Genomic DNA, 18,995 nt, shown 5'->3' with positions numbered 1-18,995 from the left:
CCCCGCGCCGGTCGCGACGGGAAGAATGCCTTCGTGACTTCTCGCCGGCTCCTCCTCGTCCACGCCCATCCCGACGACGAGACGATCAACAACGGGGCCACGATGGCCCGGTACGTCGCCGAGGGCGCCTCGGTCACGCTGCTCACCTGCACGCTGGGTGAGGAGGGCGAGATCCTCGTGCCCGAGCTGGAGCAGCTGGCCGCCGGACAGGCAGACCAGCTGGGCGGCTACCGGATCTGGGAGCTGCGCGGGGCCATGGACGCGCTCGGCGTCACCGATGTCCGCTTCCTCGGCGGGCCGGGCCGGTACCGCGACTCCGGGATGATCGGGACGCCGGCCAACGAGCATCCCCGTGCCTTCTGGAACGCCGACCTCGACGAGGCGGTCGCCCACGCCGTCGCCGTGGTGCGCGAGATCCGGCCGCAGGTGGTCGTCACCTACGACGAGAACGGCGGCTACGGACACCCCGACCACATCCAGGCCCACCGGGTCGCGATGGCCGCGGTGGATGCCGCTGCCGACCCGGCCTACCGGCCCGACCTCGGAAAGGCCTGGACGACGGCGAAGGTGTACTGGTGCTGCGTGCCGCGGTCGGTGCTGCAGCTGGGGATCGACGCGCTGGCGGAGGCGGGGGAGTCCTTCTTCGAGGGCGTCACCGACGCCGGCGACATCCCGTTCGCCGTGGAGGACGACGAGGTCGCCGCCGCGGTGGACGGCCGCGGCTTCGTGTCCCAGAAGGACGCCGCGATGCGGGCGTATCCGACGCAGATCAAGGTCGACGGCCCGTTCTTCGCGCTGTCGAACAACCTCGGCCAGGAGGTTCTGGGCACCGAGTACTACCGGCTGGTGCGGGGGGAGCGTGGGCCGGCCGGCGGCGGGCCCCACGGCTGGGAGGACGACCTGTTCGCCGGCCTGCCCGGATGAGCCGGCCCCGCCCGGCCGAGCGGGTGGTCGGGGGGCTCCTCGTGCTCGTCGTCGCCGTGTGGATGGCGCTGGTGGAGGTCTTCTGGCTGCCGCTGCGCCTCGGCGGCGTGCTGTTCCCCGTCTCGGTGGTGGCCGCGGTGGTCGCCAACCTCCTGCTGCCGCGGCTGGCGCTGCGGCTGTCGGGGTCGCGCCTGGTCGCGGCCCTGACCGGTATCGCGTGGCTGGTCGTCGTCGTGGCGGCGATGATCCGGCGTCCCGAGGGAGACCTGGTCATCGCCGGGGGCGGGGCGACCGGCGTGGTCAACCTCGCCTTCCTGCTGCTCGGTGTGCTCGCCGCCGCCTTCGCCGTCGGTCGTGCGCTCGGCGGGCCGCCGCGCCCGCCGGTCACCCCGGACGACGTTCCGGCTCGACCCCCAGCCGGTAGTGATAGCGGTGGTGCTCGGTGAAGCCCAGGCGCTCGTAGAGAGCCAGCCCCGCTGCGTTGCCGCCGGCCACCTGGAGCAGGCAGGAGTGCGCGCCGCGCTCGCGCGCCCAGTCGCCGAGTCCGGCCATCACCGCCGTCGCGAGGCCACGGCGCCGGTAGCGATCGTCGACCGTCACCGCGGTGACGCACAACCAGCCGTCGACCACGACGCCGCGGGCGACCGCGGCGAGCGGCGCCGGGGCGGGATCCAGCCGGACGGACGCGAAGACGGGCTCATCGGTGTTGACCAGCACCGCGGAGGCGACCGACGGCAGCGGGGTCCCCCGGTAGCGGTATCCGGCGAGCCAGGCGTCATCCGGGACGGCTGCGAGTCCGACGTCGACCCGCGGTGCGGCCCACCCGTTCAGCGGAGCGGTGAGCACCAGGTTGTCGTCGTCCCGGGTCCAGCCGGCTGCGGCGAGGGCGGCGTCGGCGCGCTCGGAGCCCGTGGGCACCTGCGCCCGGGGCCGCAGCCCGCGCTGCGAGTACCAACTGGTCACCGATGCGACGGCGTCCGGGAGGTCGGCCGGCGGGTCGCCGACGACGAGCACGGAGTTCGCGCGGCCGGTGAACCCCCCGCCGGCGCGGAGCAGCCAGTCGCCGAAGGGCTCCTCCTCGAGCCCCCGCCAGCTGCGGGCGGCGAGCCGCTCGAGTTCGGCGACGGGCACGGAGGACACGGCAGTGATCATTCCTGCCGCTCAGGACGAGGGGAGCGCCACCCCGACGCGGGGCACGAACGCCGGTTGCTCGGCCAGCCACTCGAGGAACTTCTCCGCCGGCATCGGCCGCGCGATGTGGTAGCCCTGCGCGAACTCGCAGCCCCAGGCCCGCAGCGCCGCCAGCGTGGCGGCGTCCTCGACGCCTTCGACGACCATGCTCATGCCCAGGTCCAGGCTCAGCTGCAGGGTGCTGCGGACGATCGCCGCCGCGCGTTCGTCCGAGGTCAGGGAGCTGACGAAGCTCCGGTCCAGCTTCAGCTCGTCGACCGGCAGCGCCCGCAGGTAGGACAGCGAGGAGTATCCGGTCCCGTAGTCGTCGATCGACAGGCGGACGCCGAGCCGCCGCAGGCCCGCCATGACCTGCTGGCTGCGGGCGGCGTCGGCCATGAGGACGTCCTCGGTGATCTCCAGGATGAGCGCCTCGGCCGGCACGCCGAACGCGTCGAGCAGCATCTCGACCTGTTCCGGCAGGGCGACGTCCTGGAGGTTGGAGACCGAGAGGTTGACCGCCACCGAGAGGTCCAGCCCCGCCGATCGCCAGGCCTGCAGGTCCCGCAGCGACCGCTCGAGCACCCGCAGGGCGAGCCGCCGCATCAGGCCCGCCTGCTCGGCCAGGGGCAGGAAGACGTCGGGGTAGAGGAGGCCACGCTCGGGGTGGTTCCAGCGGACCAGGGCCTCGACACCGATCACTCCACCGGTGCGGAGATCCAGCTTGGGCTGGTAGTGCACGTCGAGCTGGTCGTCGTCCAGCGCCGTCCGGAGCTGCTCCAGGGTCTCCAGCCGGTCCCGGCTGTCCGGGGTGCCGTCCGGCGCCCAGACCTCGAACTCGTGACGGCCGCGCTTGGCCGCGTACATGGCGGTGTCGGCGCGGGCCAGCAGCAGCGAGCGGTCGCGGCCGTGGTCGGGGCACAGGGCGATCCCGATGCTCGCGTCGATGTGCAGGGACATGCCGGCCAGCACGAAGGCCTCGCGCAGGGCGTTGCCCAGGTGGGTGGCGACCTGTCGTGCGCGCATCGAGTCCGCGCCGGGGAGCAGGACGGCGAACTCGTCACCGCCCATCCGGGCCAGCAGATCACCCTCCTGGAGCGTCGCCTGCAGGCGCGGGCCGACCAGGCATAGCAGGTCGTCACCCACGCTGTGGCCGAAGCTGTCGTTGATCTCCTTGAATCGGTCGAGGTCGATCATGAGGACGGCGCAGTCGCGGCCGCCCGTCCCGTAGACGGTGCTCTCGAGCTCCTCGATCAGGCGCCGGCGGTTGGCCAGCCCGGTGAGCGGATCGTGGTGCGCCTCGGCGGCGAGCTGTGCCAGCCGCACCTGCTCGACCTCGCGCAGGGCCGCGTTCTCCACGACCAGCGCGCCCTCGAGGGTGACCTGACGCACGGCCTCGCGGACGGCCGGCGACCACTCCCGCGGCCGGCCAACAGAGCCCGTGACGACCAGGCCGAGCAGCCGGTCACCGGACAGCAGCGGCACGCTCACGTAGGAGGAGAGGTCGAGCGCCTGTGCGAGGCGGGGGTCGATCAGGTCGCTGGTGGCGGTGTCCTCGACGAACACCGGCAGCTTCTGCTCCTCGGTGAGCCGCCACAGCGGGACGTCCGCGGCGGGATGCCCCACCAACTGGGTCTGGACGACGAGGCGGTGCTCGTCGGGCCAGTCGACGTGGCGGACCTCGCCGATGGTGCCGTCGTCGCTGAGCAGGTAGGCCGCGCTGCGGTCGGTGCCGGCGAGGCGCTGGACGGCCCGGGCGAGGACCTCGGCGGCCTCGGCCACGCCCGTCGCGCCGGAACCGTCGACCAGCAACTGCCGGACGACGCGCGCGGTGGCGAGCGATGCGGCGCGAGCCTGACTGGTCCGCGCCTGCTCGATGACCCCGCCGAGGTGCGCGCCGGCGGCGGCGGCCAGCCTGCGGACGTCCTCGGAGAACGGCCGGACCTCGGTGCTGTCGAGGGTGAGCACCCCGGCGAGGTGGGGGCTGCGGCCGAGGGGGACGGCGAGGCCCGAGGCGATGTGGAAGTTGTCGACCCACCAGCCCGAGAGCAGCCCGGAGTCGCGGTCGGCGGTCATGGGCTGTCCGGTGCGCAGGACGTGCTCGGCCAGCTGCAGCCCGACAGGTGCGTTGCGGAACTGCTCCCAGGTGGCGAGATCGCGCCGGCCGTCGGCGTAGCTCGCCATGCGCGGGACCAGCCGGCCGTCCTCGAGCAGGAAGATGCAGGCGCGCTCGACCTCACCGAGCTCGGCGAGCTGACGGCACGCGGCGCCGAGCAGGTGGTCCATGGACTGGGCCTTGGCGGCGGACTCGATCAGCCCGAGCAGCACCTCGGCCTGCTTGGTCCGGCGCTTCTCCGAGCGACGGGTCCACGCCTCGGCCAGCGCAACGGCGAGCTTGGGGGAGACCTGGCGCAGCAGATGGGTCGATGCCGCGGCCGCCGGTTCGACGGTCAGGACGCCGACGACCTCGCCGTCGACGATCAGGGGCTCCCCGTGGGCCGACCGGATGTCCCGCTCGGCGAGTTCCTTGTCCGACGCCCGGCGTCCGTCGGCCTTCGCCACGACCGACTGGCGGCTGCGGACGACCGCGGACATGAACGGCGAGCCGGACAGGGTGACTGCGGTGCGCTGCCGCGGTCCCGTGGACGCGTACGTCTCGGCGACGACGGACCCGAAGGGCACGATCATCGCGGTCGAGGCCTCGTGCACCCACACCGAGACGCGGGTGGCGCCGGCCTGGGCGCGCAGTCGCGACAGCAGGGAGCGCACCGACGCCTCGGCGTCGTAGGGCGATGTTCCCCACCCCGGGCCGGACATCGCCGACCTCGGGCGCGGCAGCGCTGCCCGCCGGTCCGTCCGTCCGTGTGACACGGCATCAAGATCGGCACGGAGCGCGGTTGCTTGAGTGGCGCGGTTCTCCCTGCCCCGATCGGGGGGTGGGCAGTTTCGTCCTCGTGCGGACCGGTGGCGCCTGCCTCCGGGTAGCGGGTGATACTAAGAGCGCGAAGATCCACCGACGGCGGAACCTGGTCCCGACCGGCGGTTCTGCCCCACGTGTCCCCAGGAGGGAACCACCGTGACCTACGTCATCACCCAGGCCTGCGTCGACGTCCTCGACAAGGCGTGCATCGACGAGTGTCCGGTGGACTGCATCTACGAGGGCGACCGGATGCTCTACATCCACCCCGACGAGTGCGTCGACTGCGGTGCCTGCGAGCCCGTCTGCCCGGTGGAAGCCATCTACTACGAGGACGACGTCCCGGACAAGTGGAAGGACTTCTACGACGCCAACGTGGAGTTCTTCTCCGACCTGGGCAGCCCGGGCGGCGCGGCCAAGACCGGGAAGATCGGCAAGGACCATCCGCTGGTCGCGGCGCTCCCGCCGCAGGGCGAAGGTCACTGACGACGACGGCCACGGGGACGGCCCGCTCGCTGCCGGACTTCCCCTGGGACGCCCTCGGCGAGGCACGGGCGCGCGCCGCCCGACACCCCGGCGGGGTGGTCGACCTGTCGATCGGCACGCCGGTCGACGACACCCCCGCCGTCCTCGGCGAGGCGCTCGCCGCGGCCGGTAACGCGCCGGGCTACCCCACGGCACTCGGTACTCCGGAGCTGCGCGCGGCGGCCGCGGGCTGGCTGCGGCGCCGGCTCGGGATCCAGATCGCCGACCCCCTGGGCGCGGAGCCCTCGCTCATCCCCACGGTCGGGTCAAAGGAACTGGTCGCTCTGCTGCCCACGCTGCTGGGACTCCACGGCGGCGGCACCGTGATCATCCCCGAGGTTGCCTACCCGACGTACGAGGTGGGCGCGGTCCTCGCCGGCCTCGCCGTCCGCCGCACCGACACCCCGCCCGCCGACTCCGCCGGCGTCGTCCTCGTCTGGCTGAACTCGCCGGGCAACCCGCACGGCCGGGTGCTGACCGACGACGAGCTGCGGGCCTGGGTGGCCTGGGGGCGCGCGCACGGCATCCCGGTGGTCGCCGACGAGTGCTACGTGACGCTGGGCTGGGACGTCGAGCCCCGCTCCCTGCTGCACCCCGATGTCGCCGGTGACGACCATGCGGGACTGCTGGCGGTGCACTCGCTGTCGAAGCAGTCGAACGCGGCGGGCTACCGGGCCGGCCTGCTGTCGGGCGATCCCGTCCTGGTGCGCCGGATCTGGGAGGTGCGGCGACACCTCGGTCTGCTCGTTCCCGCGCCGGTGCAGGCGGCCATGGCGGCGGCGCTCGCCGACGACGGGCACGTCGACGCGCAGCGCGAGCGGTACCGGGCCCGACGCGAGCGTCTCGCCGCGGCGGTGCGGGCGGCGGGGCTGTCGATCGACCACTCCGAGGCGGGCCTCTACCTGTGGGCCACGCGCGACGAGGACTGCTGGACGACGATCGAGTGGCTGGCCGGTCTGGGCATCGTCGCCGCACCCGGCAGCTTCTACGGTCCGGCAGGGTCCCGGCACGTGCGCCTGGCGCTCACGGCGACCGACGAGCGCATCGCGGCCGCGGTGGAGCGACTCGGCGGCTGACGGCCGGGACGGTCAGCCGGCGGCCTCGTCCGGCACGCAGGTGATCTGGTCGGGCAGCTCGGACACCTGCGCCGCCGCGAGCAGCTGCGCCATCTCCTCCCACTGCTGGTACGCATCGGGGAAGCCGCTGATCTGCACGCGCTGTGCGACCTCTGTGAGGCGGCCGGTCTCCCAGTCCGGCACCTCCACCAGGCGGTCGTAGAAGATCCCCGCGGCGTAGACCGGGTCCTGCACCTGCGCCTCGGTTCCCCAGCCTTGCGACGGGCGCTGCTGGAAGAGCCCGAGCGAGTCGCGGTCGCCGTAGTCGAGGTTGCGCAGCCGGGACTCCTGCTGCGCGGTCGCCAGCGCGATCACGATCGCACGTTCCGGGAGACCGCGGTCCCGGCCGACGGTCGCGATGGTGGCCGCGTTGCCCACCTGCTCGGCGGTCAGCGTCATCGACAGGCCGGCGACGGTGCAGCGTCCGGGCACTCCAGGAACTCCCTTGTTCTCGGTGTCCCAGGCGAGACCGACCACGACGGCGGCGACCAGGAGGAGCGCCGGCCACCAGCGCTTCGCGTCCCAGCCCTTCGACCGCCGGGTCTTCTTCCGCTTCCTGCTCCCGGCGACGGCGGGCCGGCGTCGGGCGGCGGGCTTGCGGCTCTGAGACGGACGCCGACGGGTGGTGGTCCTCCGCGCCCCCGAGGGGTGGGAGGTGGTGCTCGCGCCGGCCATCGCTCCCGACTGTAGTTAAGAGACCGCCCATCCCCCCGCACCTCGCACACCCGGCGCGGGTCCCTGGAGGGCGCCCGACAGCGTCGCGGCGCTAGCGTGGGCGGCCGCGTCCCAGCCTGAGGAGCATCCATGCACGACGTCCTGCTGCCCGGCATCGCCGCCACCACGGTCCCGACGAGCCGGCTGACGCAGGCGGTGCTGCATCCCGAGGGGGTCGAGCCGGCGGGGCCGGGCGAAGCCGTGCTGTTCGTGCACGGCAACGTCAGCTCGTCGCTGTTCTGGCAGCAGTCGCTGCTGGACCTCGGCGCCACCGGCCGGCACCGCGTGCTCGCCGTCGACCTGCGGGGGTACGGGGAGACCGAGCCCCTGCCGATCGACGCCACCCGGGGTGTCCGCGACTGGGCGGACGACGTCGCGGCGCTGGTCGACGCCCTCGAGCTCACCCGGGTGCACCTGGTCGGCTGGAGCATGGGTGCCGGCGTGGTGCTCCAGTACCTGCTGGACGCGCCGGAGCGGGTGGCCTCCGTCGCCCTCGTCGCGCCGGTCTCGCCCTACGGGTACGGCGGCACGGCGGGTCCTGACGGGCACGCGGTCCACGCCGACGGCACCGGCTGCGGTGGCGGCGCGGCCAACCCCGAGTTCGTCGCGGCGATCGCCGCGGGGGACACGACCGCCGACAGCCCGTTCAGCCCGCGCTCGGTGCTGCGCGCGTTCTACGTGGCCCCCGGCTCCCTGCCGCTGGACCCGCAGCTGGAGGACGTGTTCGTCGCCGCCATGAACAGCACCCGCACCGGCACCGACCACTACCCGGGCGAGGCCGTGTCCGTCGACGCCTGGCCCGGGGTGGCCCCGGGGGCGCGCGGGGTGCTGAACACGATGGCCCCGACGGTCTTCGACGTCTCGGGCATCATCGACCTCCCCGAGAAGCCGCCGGTGCTGTGGATCCGGGGGGACGCCGACCAGATCGTGTCCGACTCCTCGGTGTTCGACCTGGCCTTCCTCGGCTCGGTGGGCGCGATGCCGGGGTGGCCGGGGGACGAGGCCTTCCCGCCGCAGCCCATGGTCACCCAGACCCGGTCGGTGCTGGACCGCTACGCCGCGACGGGTGGCGCCTACCGCGAGGTCGTCCTGCCCGACGTCGGGCACTCCCCGCACGTCGAGCGGCCGCACGAGTTCGCCGTCGCCCTGCTCGAGCACCTCGACGTCCCGGCAGAGGCCCCGACCAACCTCACGTGACCCGCCCCGCGAGGCGCGGCGAGGAGTGGGGCCCGAAGGGTCCCCGATGAGCCCGCGGTAGGGCTCAGAGCAGGTGGGGGACGGCAATTGGCCGCGGTGGAGGCCGGAGGCCGACCTATGTATTCGCGTGCAGCTCGGCGTTCAGCGCGCCCCAGTTGCCGTCGCGGGGGAGGGCCTCCAGCGCGCCGCTGACACTGTTGCGGCGGAACAGCAGCCCGTTGCGGCCGGAGAGCTCGGCGGCCTTCAGCACCGAGCCGTCGGGGAGCGTGACCCGGGATCCGGCGGTGACGTAGCAGCCCGCCTCGACGACGCACCCGTCGCCGAGGGAGATGCCGACCCCCGAGTTCGCCCCGAGCAGGCAGCCGGCGCCGATCGAGATCACCTGGGTGCCGCCGCCGGAGAGGGTGCCCATGATCGAGGCGCTGCCGCCGATGTCGCTGTCGGCCCCCACGACGACGCCGGCGCTGATCCGGCCCTCGACCATCGACGTCCCGAGGGTGCCGGCGTTGTAGTTGACGAATCCCTCGTGCATGACCGTCGTCCCCTCGGCCAGGTGGGCGCCCAGCCGCACCCGGTCGCCGTCGGCGATGCGGACGCCGGAGGGGATGACGTAGTCGACCATCCGCGGGAACTTGTCGACGCCGAAGACGGTGACGTGACCGACCGCCGCCCGTAGCCGGTGGGCGTTGAAGCCGGCCGCCTCGACCGGGCCGGCGCTGGTCCAGGCCACATTGGTCAGCAGGCCGAAGACGCCGGTCATGTTCGCGCCGTGGGGACGGATCAGCCGGTGCGAGAGCAGGTGCAGGCGCAGCCAGACGTCGTGGGTGTCGACCGGCGGCGCGGAGAGGTCGGGGATGACCGTCCGGACGGCGATGACCTCCACCCCGCGGGCCTCGTCGCGGCGGACCAGGCCGCCGTAATCGGGGCCGAGCTCGCCGGAGAGCTCGAGTGCCCCGAGTCGCGTGGTCCCGGGCTTGGCCCCCCCGGGCGCACCGAGCCGCGGCTCGGGGTACCAGGTGTCGAGAACCGTCCCCGAGGGGGTGACGGTCGCGAGACCAGCGGCCACAGCAGAGACGGGGACGGCGTCAGTCACGGTGTGGACGCTACCGACGCCGGCCCGCGCCTGGTCGGCCGGTCGCCGGTCCTTGATTAGGCTCGGCGGTCGTGGGTGACCTTCCAGAACTCGACCTCTCCGCCGACGTCCTCGCGCTGACCCGGGCGCTGGTCGACGCGCCGTCGGTCTCGGGCGACGAGGCGGCCCTCGCCGACGCCGTCGAGACGGCGCTGCGGGGGCTCGGGGGGCTGGAGGTGGAGCGGGTCGGCAACTCCGTCCTGGCCCGCACCAACCTGGACCGTCCCACCCGCGTCGTCCTCGCCGGGCACCTCGACACCGTGCCGATCGCCGACAACGTGCCCTCCGACCTGCGCGAAGTCGACGGCTTACAGCGGCTGTACGGATGTGGCACCAGTGACATGAAGTCCGGCGACGCGGTGATGCTGCGGCTGGCCGGCCGGTTCGGCGTCCCCGGGGCGACCCCGGCCCACGACCTCACGTTCGTCTTCTACGACAACGAGGAGGTCGAGCACGCCAAGAACGGTCTCGGCCAGGTGGCGCGGGAGCGGCGCGGCTGGCTCTACGGCGACCTCGCGCTCCTGCTCGAGCCGACGGACGGCGAGATCGAGGCCGGCTGCCAGGGCACCCTGCGCGCCGTCCTGGCGGCGAAGGGCCGGCGCGCACACAGCGCCCGCGGCTGGCTCGGTGAGAACGCCATCCACACGCTGGGCCGGGTCGTGGCGGCGCTGGCCGCCTACCAGCCGCGCGAGGTCGAGATCGACGGCTGCCTGTACCGCGAGGGGCTCAACGCCGTGGCGGTCTCCGGTGGCGTCGCCGGCAATGTGATCCCCGACGAGGCGTCGCTGACGGTCAACTTCCGCTACGCACCCGACCGGGACGAGGACGCCGCCGAGGCGCACGTCCGCGAGGTCTTCGCCGACGCCCTCGCGGCCGGGGTCACGCTCACCGTCACCGACAATGCGGGCGGGGCCCTGCCGGGTCTGTCCGAGCCCGCCGCGGCCGCCTTCATCGCAGCTGTCGGCAAGCCGGCGCGGGCCAAGCTCGGCTGGACCGACGTCGCGCGGTTTGCCGCCTTCGGCATCCCCGCGGTCAACTACGGCCCCGGTGATCCGCAGCTCGCGCACACCCGCGACGAACACGTTCTCGTCGACCGGCTGCAGCCGGCCGAGGACGCCCTGATCGCCTACCTGTCCAGGAGCCCTACATGATCAGCAGCAAGGCATGACCGTCGAGCAACCCGACCGCCGTCCCCGGCCGACGCGGCACCGCGGCCCGGTGGTGCTGCGCGGCGGCGAGCCCGCACAGAACCAGGGGTCCACCACCGACCAGCGGCTGCTCGACCTCCGGGGTCCCACGGACTGGGTCCACACCGATCCGTGGCGCGTCCTGAGGATCCAGTCCGAGTTCGTCGAGGGCTTCGGTCTCCTGGCCGAGCTGCCGCGCGCGGTCAGCGTCTTCGGCAGCGCTCGGACGCCCCGCGACCACCCGCACTACGCCGCCGGCGTCGCGATCGGGGCCGCGCTGGCCCAGGCGGGATACGCGGTCATCACCGGCGGCGGGCCCGGCGCGATGGAGGCCGCCAACCGGGGAGCGAGCGAGGCCGGCGGCCTGTCGGTCGGCCTGGGCATCGAGCTGCCGTTCGAGCAGGACCTGAACGAGTGGGTCGACGTCGGCATCGCGTTCCGCTACTTCTTCGTGCGCAAGACGATGTTCGTGAAGTACGCGCAGGCGTTCGTGATCCTGCCCGGCGGTTTCGGCACCCTCGACGAGCTCTTCGAGGCCCTCACCCTGGTGCAGACGCGCAAGGTCACCCGGTTCCCGGTCATCCTGTTCGGCACCGAGTACTGGGCGGGGCTGCTCGCCTGGATCCGCACGACCCTCGCCGACACCGGCACGATCAACGCCGCCGACCTCGACCTGATCACCGTCACCGACGACCTCGGCGAGGTGATGGCGGTGATCCAGGCCGCCGACGCCGCACGGCGGGCCGGGGACGGTGGGGGCGGGATGCAGCACGTGCCCAACCAGCAGGGTCCGCTCGAGGCCTGATGCTCGGGTTCGTCGGATTCGTCGTCGGTGTCCTCGTCGTCGGTGGGCTGCTCTTCCTGGGCGCCTCGCTGCTGATGGGCCGCGGCGAGACGCAGCCCCCGGCGGAGCTCGACCGCTCCCCGGTGGAGCTGCCCGACGACCGTCGGGTCACCGCCGACGACGTGCGGTCGCTGCGGATCTCCGCGGCGTTCCGCGGGTACCGCATGACCGAGGTCGACTGGCTGCTCGACCAGTTCGCGCTCGTCCTCGAGGAGCGGGACGGCGAGATCGCCGCCCTGACCGCCCGGGGCGCCGCGCATCCGCCGGCGGAGGTGCCGGAGAAGGACGACGAGGGCACCCACGCAGCCGACGGAGCCGCCGAGGCGGACCCGGCCCCCGACGAAGAGGAGCAGCCCCGTGCCTGAACTGGTCGAGCGGATCGACGTCGACGCGGCGCCCGAGCGGGTGTGGGCCGTCCTGACCGCCTGGGAGAAGCAGGGCGAGTGGATGCTCGCCACCGACGTCCGGACCGTGGGGGACTCCGCGCAGCGGCTGCACGGCCGGCTGGCCGCCCGCACCGGGCTGCCGCTGCCCGGCGGCCGGCACGTCGGCATCCTCGACACGATGATCATCACGAAGTGGGAGCCACCCCGGCTGGTCGAGGTGCAGCACACCGGCCGGCTCATCCGCGGGCCGGGCATCTTCGAGATCGAGCCCCGCGGCGAGGGGTCGACCTTCGTCTGGACCGAACGGCTCTACCTCCCCTACGGCTACCTGGGTGAGCTCGGCTGGTTCCTCGTCCGGCCGTTCGCCCTGTTCGGCATCCGCCGCTCCCTGAAGCGCTTCGCGGCGGTCGCGGCACGTTCCGGGTAGGCCGCTCGGAGCAGATCGGCACCGTGGGCGAGGATGCCCGTGTGCGAATCGACGGGCAGCAGGCATGAGCCGGCGCGGGTGGGTCCTGTTCCTGGCGATGTCGGTCATCTGGGGCGTGCCGTACCTGCTCATCAAGATCGCGGTCGACGAGGTGTCGCCGGTGATGCTGGTGTTTGCGCGCTGCGTCATCGGCGCCGCCCTGCTGCTGCCCTGGACGATCGCCAAGGGTCAGCTGCGGCCGGCCCTGCGGCACTGGCGCGCGCTGCTGCTCTTCACGGTGCTGGAGATGGCCGGCCCCTGGCTGCTCATCGCCTACGCCGAGGGATCGCTGTCCAGCTCCCTGACCGGGCTGCTCGTCGCGGGTGTCCCCTTCGTCGCCGCGATCGCCGCGCGGCTGGCAGGGGAGGAGGAGCGGCTGACACCCATCCGCATCCTCGGCATGGCCATCGGCGTCGTCGGTATCGGCGTCCTCCTGGGGTTGGACCTCGACGGGGCCCAGGTCCTGCCCCTGCTGGCCATCGGGCTGGTGCTGATCGGGTACGCGACCGGCCCGCTCGTCGTCACCCGGGCACTGCCCGACGTGCCGGGCGTGGCCGCCAGCTCGATCGCCCTCTTCGTCACCGCCGTCGTCTACGCGCCGTTCGCCCTGGGGGACCTGGACCAGCTCGCGGACGTGTCCGTCCCGGCCTGGCTCTCGCTGGTCGGACTCGGCGTCGTCTGCACCGCGCTGGCCCTGGCGCTCTTCTTCAGTCTCATCCGCGAGGTGGGCCCGCAGCGCGCGCTGGTCATCACCTTCGTGAACCCGGCCGTCGCGGTGCTCCTCGGCGTCCTGCTCCTCGACGAGCCGTTCACCCTCGGCATCGCCGTCGGCCTCCCGCTGGTGCTCGCCGGCTGTGTGCTCGCCACCCGCAAGGGCCGGCCGACACGGCCGGAGCCGAGCATCGAGAGCCTGGACGCCGCCGCGCGCTGAGTCGGCCGCGGCTCGGCGGAGCGCGGCGCTGTCGGTCTCGGGTCGTCACTCCCGCGGGTGGCGGGTCGTTTCTGGCTCAAGACCGCCGACTCCGGTGCCGAGAAACAGCATGCGTCCGCCGACCGCGGGTGCGCGACCGGAGGCACTCGTGACCCTGCTGGACGGCGCCGATCCCTGGCGCCGGCGCTCCCGCGCCCGCACGGTGGTCAGCGGCGCCCTGGCGTTGCTCGTGCTGGTGCTCGCGGCGGGCACCACCTGCGGGCCTGCGGCGCTGCCGGCGCCGCCGCTGCGGCTGGCCAGCACGACGAGCCCGGCCCCTCCGACGAATGTGAACCCGGCGCCCATCGACCGGGCACTGAACATCTCCTGGACTGCACCGGCCGAGACCTTCATCAGCGGCTATCGCGTCTTCCTCGACGGCACCCTCGTCGCCAGCCCCACCGGGACCTCGGCCACCGTCACCGGCCTGGTCAACGGCCGCGGTTACGTCGTCACCGTCACCACGGTGACGTTCTTCCTCGGCACCACCTACGTGGGGACGACGCCGAGCTCGGCGGTCACCGGAACGCCGAAGGACTCCGTGGTCCCGGCGTCGCCGACCGGGGTGGCCGCCGTCAGGGGCGACGGCCGGGTCACTCTCTCCTGGGTCACGAACTCCGCCGACTACGACGCGGACGGCTACCGGGTAGTGCGCGACGGGCTTCCCCTCACCGGCCTCCTCAACGGTTCGGGCACGAGCGGCTACCTCGACACGACGGTCACCAACGACGTCGCGTACGGCTACGCCGTCCAGACGCACGACACCTCCGGTAACTGGTCGTCGTCCTCCACCCCGTTGGTGAGCGCGACACCGACCGACCTGACGGCGCCGGCGACACCCACCGGCCTCCTCGCGACCCGGGGCGACGGGCAGGTGAGCCTCACGTGGGCGGCCAACCCCGAGGTGGACCTGGCGACCTACCGGCTGCTGCGTGACGGCGTGGAGTTCGCCACGGTCGTCGGGACGTCCTACGTCGACCCGGGCCGGACCAACGACGTCACCTACGCGTACTCGATCGCGGCGGTCGACGGCCACGGCAACCGGTCACCGACCTCCTCGCCCGCCGTATCGGCCACGCCGACCGACCTGACCGCCCCCGCGACCCCGACGGGGTTCGTCGGCGGGCGGGGCGACGGGCGCGCCGGGCTGGCCTGGGACCCGAACGCCGAGCCCGACCTGGCGGGCTATGCGGTGCTGCGCGACGGGGTCCAGATCGCGACCGTCACCGCCACGACCTACATGGATCTCGGGCGGACCAACGACACGACCTATAGCTACACGCTCGTCGCCGTCGACTCCCACGGCAACCGGTCCGCCCCGACCGCCGCCGTTCTCGTGACCCCGACCGACCTGACGCCACCCGATCCGCCGACCGGGCTGGTGGCCTCGCGGGGCGACGGCCAGGTGACGTTGTCGTGGAACCCGAACGTCGAGCCGGACCTGGCTAGCTACCGCGTGGTCCGGAACCTGGTGGAGATCGCCACCGTGACCGGCGGCACCGGCCACGTCGACGTGGGGCTGGCCAACGACACCGCCTACACCTACACGGTCGTGGCCGTCGACACCCACGGGAACCGGTCGGTGTCGTCCTCCCCGGACACCGCCACCCCCACGGACCTGGGCGCGCCGGCGACGCCGACCGGAGTGGTCGCCACCCCCGGCGACGGACAGGTCGGCCTGTCGTGGACGGCGAACGTCGAGACCGACCTGTCGACGTACCGGGTGCTGCGGAACGGGGTGGAGATCGTCGGCCTGAGCGGCACCAGCTACCTCGACACGGGTCTGACCAACGACACGACCTACAGCTACACGCTCGCCGCGGTCGACACCCACGGCAACCGGTCGGCGGCGTCGCTGCCGGTCACCGCTACGCCCACGGACCTGACCGCGCCGGCCGCGCCGACGGGGCTGTCCGCCGGCTCCGGTGACCAGCAGGTGAGCCTGTCGTGGACGGCGAACGCCGAGCCGGACCTGGCGACCTATCGGGTGCTGCGCGACGGCGTGGAGATCGTCGCGGTCACGGGCACCTCCTACCTCGACACCGGCCGGACGAACGGCACCTCCTCCACCTACCGACTGGTCGCCGTGGACAGCCATGGCAACCGGTCCCCGGCGTCGGGGCCGGCCACGGCTACTCCGGCCGACGGAACGGCCCCGGCCGCCCCGACGGGGGTCGTGGCGACGCGGGGCGAGGGACAGGTCAGCCTGTCGTGGACGGCGAACGCCGAGCCCGACCTCGCGAGCTACCGGGTCCTCCGGGACGGCGTGGAGATCGCCACCGTCCCGGGCACGTCGTACCTCGACGCCGGCCGGACGAACGACACGTCGTACTCGTACGCGATCGTCGCTGTCGACAACGCCGGCAACCGCTCCGCCGCGTCGTCGCCCGCCTCGGCGACCCCCACCGACCTCACCCCTCCGGCCGCACCGACCGGCCTGGTCGGGATCCGAGGGAGCGGCAGGATCGACCTCACCTGGACCGCGAACAGCGAGCCGGACCTGGCGACCTATCGGGTGCTGCGCGACGGCGTGGAGATCGCCACCGTTACCGGCACGACCTACTCGGACAACGGCCGGCCCGACGGGACGACCTTCACGTACGCGATCGTGGCGGTCGACACCCACGGCAACCGGTCGTCGGCGTCGGTCGCGTCGACGGTGACGCCGGCCGACGTCACCCCGCCGGCGGTGCCCTCCGGCCTCGCGGCCGCGCCGGGCGAAGGCCAGGTGAGCCTGGCCTGGAACGCGAACGGCGAGCCCGACCTCGCGAGCTACCGGGTGCTGCGGGACGGCGTGGAGATCGTCACCGTGACCGGGACGACCTACCTCGACACCGGCCGTACGAACGGGATCACGTACACCTACACGCTGGCCGCGGTGGACACATCCGGCAACCGGTCGGCGGAGTCGGCGCCGGTGCCCGGGACACCGGTGGACGCCGCGCCCGCCCCGCCGACGGGTGTCACCGCATCGCCCGGGGACCGCCGGGCCGTGGTCAGCTGGACCGCGCCCGCCGATGCCGACGTCGTCAGCTACCGCGTGCTCGCCGACGACGGCAGCACGGTGCTCGCCACGGCGGCGGCACCCACCACGCAGGCCGCGGTCAGCGGGCTGACGAACGGGACGTCCTACCGGTTCATGGTGGCCGCCGTGGACGCCGGCGGTCGCGTCTCGGCGCCGTCGGCCCTCACTGCCGCGATCACCCCCGTCTCGCCAGCCGTGCCCGCTCTGGGCGCGGGAGAGGCCGGGGGGCTCACGATCAGCAGCGACGGCCGGTACGTCGTCGTCGGGACCCGGGCGCGGCTCGTGCCTGCCGACACCAATACGGCCTACGAGCTGTACGTCCTCGACCGGACCGCAGGGACCGCCACGCGCATCGCGCCGCTGTCCGCCGGCGCGACCGGTGCCGCCGACTCCACGAACACCGCGGCGCCGGTGATCAGCGCCGACGGCAGCTCGATCGTCCTGACCACGACCGCGTCGCTGGTGGCCGGCGACACCAACGGACTTCCCGACGTCTACCGGCGCGACACCGCGACGGGCACGTGGTCGCTCGTCAGCGTGCCCGCGGGCGGTGCGGTGAACGGGTCGACCGCCGGGGCGGTCCTGCACACCGGCTCGTCGGTCTACGCGACGAGTCCGCCGGTCGTCATGTCCGCCGACGGCGACCTCGTCCTCTTCTACTCCGCGCGCACCGATCTCGTCGCCGGCGACACGAACGGCGTCGTCGACCTGTTCGCCAAGCGCATCTCCACCGGGGTGGTCACGCGGGTGTCCACGACGACGGCCGGAGGGAACCTCGGCGGCGCGGCGACCGGTCCCGCGCTGGCGCTGACACCGGACGGTCGGTTCGCATTGTTCCCGGCCGCCTCCGCCAGCGGCGCGGCGCTGCTCTACCGGAAGACCCTCTCCGGCGCCGGCGCCGGAGACCTCGTCGTCGTGTCCTCGGTGACGGTGGCCGGCAACGCGACGCAGTTCGCCGTCTTCCGCGACCTCGGGGACGTCGACATCAGCGACGACGGCCGCTACGTGGCGCTGGTGACGGCCGCCCGCATCACCACCGCCACGCCCACGGCCAACGGGAGCACCGGGCTGGCCTATCGCATGGACCTCGCGACCGGCGGCGTGCTCGCCCTGGGCGACGGCCAGCAGACGGTGTGGGAGCACCAGGTGGAGCTCGACCCCACGGGGCGGTACGCCTTCTTCGCCACCAGTGCCGCCGAGCTCGCGGGCGACACGAACGGCCACACCGACCACTACCGCCGCGACCTGGCGGGCGGCACGGTCGGGCCGCTGGTCCTGGTGACCGCCGACGCCGACGGCCGAGCCACCGCGGGGCCGATCGGATCGATCACCTCCGCCGAGTACGGGCGGCTGATCGCCCTCAGCGGTGACCGGGTCGTCGTCACCACGTCGCAGGCGCTGGTCTCTGCGGACACGAACCGGCTGCGCGATCTCTACGTCAAGGACCTGGTCAGCGGCATCGTGAGCTCCCCGCTGGGCTGAGGGTCGGTGTCGGTGGGCGGCGGTAGCGTCGCCGGCGTGGAACCCGACCTGCCCCGGTGCGCGTGGGCGAACAGCGCACCCGAGTACGTCCGCTACCACGACGAGGAGTGGGGGACGCCGCTGCACGGCGACGACGCCCTCTTCGAGCGGCTGTGCCTGGAGGCGTTCCAGTCCGGGCTGTCGTGGATCACGATCCTGCGCAAGCGGCCGGCCTTCCGGGCGGCGTTCGCGGGGTTCGCGATCGACGCGGTCGCGGCCTTCACCCCCGACGACGAGGCGCGGCTGATGGCCGATGCCGGCATCGTCCGCAACCGGGCCAAGATCGCGGCCGCGGTCAACAATGCCCAGGCGGCGCAGGCGCTGCCCGAGGGCCTCTCGACGCTGTTGTGGAGCTTCGCGCCGTCGGAGGACCGCGCGCGGCCGGCAACGCTCGGTGACGTCCCCGCGACCAGTCCGGAGTCGGTGGCGATGGCCAAGGAGCTCAAGCGGCGTGGCTTCGCCTTCGTCGGCCCGACCACGGCCTATGCGCTCATGCAGGCCACCGGAATGGTCGACGACCACGTCGCCGACTGCTTCCGAGCACAGGCACGTTCCGAGCCTGCAAGGGGCTGATGTTGGCCCTGAGCCGGTCATACGGGATCATTGCCCCAGAGCACAGCATCGACGGACGCCGCATCGCCTTCCTGCCCCGGCAGGTGTGGTGCGGCCGGCGAAGGAGGCACGCATGGCGGCCATGAAGCCGCGCACGGGTGAAGGTCCCCTCGAGGTCACCAAGGAGGGGCGAGGCCTGGTCATGCGCGTACCGCTCGAGGGAGGCGGTCGCCTGGTCGTCGAGCTCTCGCCCGACGAGGCGGCAGCGCTGTCGGAGGCACTGAAGGGCGCGACCAGCTGAACACCCCCGCGAGCCTGCCTTCGGGCAGCCCCGCGCACGACGACACGGC

At 73.4% G+C, this 18,995-nt stretch carries 17 protein-coding genes; 13 read left to right on the top strand and 4 right to left on the bottom strand.

Features of this window, described 5'->3' with window-relative positions:
- The first annotated feature begins 33 nt into the window (after nucleotides 1-33).
- A complete protein-coding gene (mshB, locus tag E4P38_RS05935; RefSeq protein ID WP_135130841.1) occupies nucleotides 34-924 on the top strand; it encodes an N-acetyl-1-D-myo-inositol-2-amino-2-deoxy-alpha-D-glucopyranoside deacetylase in 891 nt (296 codons plus the stop codon).
- Nucleotides 921-1,370 (top strand): hypothetical protein, encoded by a 450-nt coding sequence (locus tag E4P38_RS05930; protein ID WP_135130840.1) that lies wholly within the window; start codon nucleotides 921-923, stop codon nucleotides 1,368-1,370. Before mshB ends, E4P38_RS05930 begins: the two co-directional genes overlap by 4 nt.
- On the opposite strand, the gene E4P38_RS05925 is transcribed toward E4P38_RS05930, so the two are convergent.
- Both E4P38_RS05925 and E4P38_RS05920 read right to left on the bottom strand, forming a co-directional pair.
- Nucleotides 1,309-2,064, bottom strand: a complete 756-nt coding sequence (locus E4P38_RS05925) for a GNAT family N-acetyltransferase (protein WP_245160826.1) — start codon at nucleotides 2,062-2,064, stop codon at nucleotides 1,309-1,311. The genes E4P38_RS05930 and E4P38_RS05925 overlap by 62 nt on opposite strands.
- Before the next feature lie 21 nt (nucleotides 2,065-2,085).
- The gene (locus E4P38_RS05920; RefSeq protein ID WP_135130838.1) at nucleotides 2,086-4,911 is read right to left on the bottom strand and encodes an EAL domain-containing protein; all 2,826 of its coding nucleotides are present in this window, start codon (nucleotides 4,909-4,911) and stop codon (nucleotides 2,086-2,088) included.
- A gap of 259 nt (nucleotides 4,912-5,170) precedes the next feature.
- On the opposite strand from E4P38_RS05920, the gene fdxA reads away from it, so the two are divergent.
- Nucleotides 5,171-5,497, top strand: a complete 327-nt coding sequence (fdxA, locus tag E4P38_RS05915) for a ferredoxin (protein ID WP_135130837.1) — start codon at nucleotides 5,171-5,173, stop codon at nucleotides 5,495-5,497.
- On the top strand, nucleotides 5,494-6,612 hold the full coding sequence (dapC, locus tag E4P38_RS05910; protein WP_135130933.1) for a succinyldiaminopimelate transaminase: 1,119 nt from the start codon (nucleotides 5,494-5,496) through the stop codon (nucleotides 6,610-6,612). The genes fdxA and dapC overlap by 4 nt, the downstream gene beginning before the upstream one ends.
- A 12-nt stretch (nucleotides 6,613-6,624) precedes the next feature.
- On the opposite strand, the gene E4P38_RS23155 is transcribed toward dapC, so the two are convergent.
- On the bottom strand, nucleotides 6,625-7,326 hold the full coding sequence (locus E4P38_RS23155; protein ID WP_209308955.1) for a hypothetical protein: 702 nt from the start codon (nucleotides 7,324-7,326) through the stop codon (nucleotides 6,625-6,627).
- A 129-nt stretch (nucleotides 7,327-7,455) separates the two neighbouring features.
- Between E4P38_RS23155 and E4P38_RS05900 the strand changes: the two genes are divergently transcribed.
- Nucleotides 7,456-8,562, top strand: coding sequence for an alpha/beta hydrolase (locus E4P38_RS05900; RefSeq protein ID WP_135130836.1), 1,107 nt, complete (start codon nucleotides 7,456-7,458; stop codon nucleotides 8,560-8,562).
- A 115-nt stretch (nucleotides 8,563-8,677) separates the two neighbouring features.
- Here the strand turns inward: E4P38_RS05900 and dapD are convergent, their stop codons facing one another.
- Entirely contained in the window at nucleotides 8,678-9,655 is a 978-nt protein-coding gene (gene dapD / locus E4P38_RS05895; protein ID WP_135130835.1) for a 2,3,4,5-tetrahydropyridine-2,6-dicarboxylate N-succinyltransferase, read from the bottom strand.
- Nucleotides 9,656-9,726: 71 nt separating this feature from the next.
- Here dapD and dapE point away from each other — a divergent pair, with 71 nt between their 5' ends.
- The 8 genes from dapE (at nucleotide 9,727) to E4P38_RS05855 (ending at nucleotide 18,946) form a co-directional block, all read left to right on the top strand.
- The gene (gene dapE / locus E4P38_RS05890) at nucleotides 9,727-10,845 is read left to right on the top strand and encodes a succinyl-diaminopimelate desuccinylase (RefSeq protein ID WP_135130834.1); all 1,119 of its coding nucleotides are present in this window, start codon (nucleotides 9,727-9,729) and stop codon (nucleotides 10,843-10,845) included.
- Between the two features lie 13 nt (nucleotides 10,846-10,858).
- Nucleotides 10,859-11,686, top strand: coding sequence for a TIGR00730 family Rossman fold protein (locus E4P38_RS05885; RefSeq protein WP_135130833.1), 828 nt, complete (start codon nucleotides 10,859-10,861; stop codon nucleotides 11,684-11,686).
- The gene (locus tag E4P38_RS05880) at nucleotides 11,686-12,090 is read left to right on the top strand and encodes a DivIVA domain-containing protein (protein WP_135130832.1); all 405 of its coding nucleotides are present in this window, start codon (nucleotides 11,686-11,688) and stop codon (nucleotides 12,088-12,090) included. Before E4P38_RS05885 ends, E4P38_RS05880 begins: the two co-directional genes overlap by 1 nt.
- Nucleotides 12,083-12,538: an SRPBCC family protein gene (locus tag E4P38_RS05875; protein WP_135130831.1), complete on the top strand. Its 456-nt coding sequence runs from the start codon at nucleotides 12,083-12,085 to the stop codon at nucleotides 12,536-12,538. The genes E4P38_RS05880 and E4P38_RS05875 overlap by 8 nt, the downstream gene beginning before the upstream one ends.
- 64 nt (nucleotides 12,539-12,602) lie before the next feature.
- Nucleotides 12,603-13,508, top strand: coding sequence for an EamA family transporter (locus E4P38_RS05870; protein WP_135130830.1), 906 nt, complete (start codon nucleotides 12,603-12,605; stop codon nucleotides 13,506-13,508).
- Nucleotides 13,509-13,656: 148 nt separating this feature from the next.
- Nucleotides 13,657-18,054 carry a fibronectin type III domain-containing protein gene (locus tag E4P38_RS05865; RefSeq protein ID WP_135130829.1) on the top strand — a complete coding sequence of 1,466 codons (4,398 nt, stop codon included), beginning with the start codon at nucleotides 13,657-13,659 and terminating at the stop codon, nucleotides 18,052-18,054.
- A gap of 36 nt (nucleotides 18,055-18,090) precedes the next feature.
- Nucleotides 18,091-18,666 (top strand): DNA-3-methyladenine glycosylase I, encoded by a 576-nt coding sequence (locus E4P38_RS05860; protein WP_209308954.1) that lies wholly within the window; start codon nucleotides 18,091-18,093, stop codon nucleotides 18,664-18,666.
- Nucleotides 18,667-18,778: 112 nt separating this feature from the next.
- Nucleotides 18,779-18,946 (top strand): DUF3117 domain-containing protein, encoded by a 168-nt coding sequence (locus tag E4P38_RS05855; protein ID WP_012947303.1) that lies wholly within the window; start codon nucleotides 18,779-18,781, stop codon nucleotides 18,944-18,946.
- Nucleotides 18,947-18,995 lie beyond the last annotated feature (49 nt).

It is taken from the genome of Blastococcus sp. CT_GayMR16, assembly GCF_004570875.1.
Lineage (GTDB): Bacteria > Actinomycetota > Actinomycetes > Mycobacteriales > Geodermatophilaceae > Blastococcus_B.
The sequence above is the reverse complement of the archived record's forward strand: the minus strand, read 5'-3'. Positions and strand labels throughout refer to the sequence as shown.